This window comes from Marinomonas sp. AWM4_232 (assembly GCF_056158325.1).
The window spans coordinates 6,201-6,538 of the sequence record NZ_JBSWTA010000011.1 but is presented as its reverse complement, the minus strand read 5'-3'; the positions used below and the strand labels follow the sequence as shown (position 1 = coordinate 6,538).

Below are 338 nucleotides of genomic sequence, written 5' to 3'. Positions count from 1 at the left end.
AAGGTTAAGTTCCTCGTGCAGTGTCAAGAGATCAGCACCTCCATGATGCGATACGTGGTAAATCATCATAGGCAACACAATCATTTGCGCCTATCGCGATAGCAGATACAGATCGCTTTAGACTCCATAATTTCACTAGCATCAATACCTTACGAGCGCCGACATAGGGTATATCGACTTCGTTCAAATCTTCCTCATTGGCAATAATCATCGCCGATACGGGGGTTTCAGCTAGACTCGAAAAAGGAAGCCATTGATGCTCATATTGGGTCGTATCTTGAGGTGCTGATCTCTTGACACTGCACGAGGAACTTAACCTTAGCAATACGTTATTTATG

General features: G+C 44.1%; 1 protein-coding gene. It reads right to left on the bottom strand.

What is annotated here, in order from left to right:
- Window positions 1–31: 31 nt before the first annotated feature.
- Window positions 32–338, bottom strand: a 307-nt coding sequence (locus ACXAC1_RS20125; protein ID WP_475064013.1) for a hypothetical protein, incomplete at its 5' end; no start/stop codon positions are given.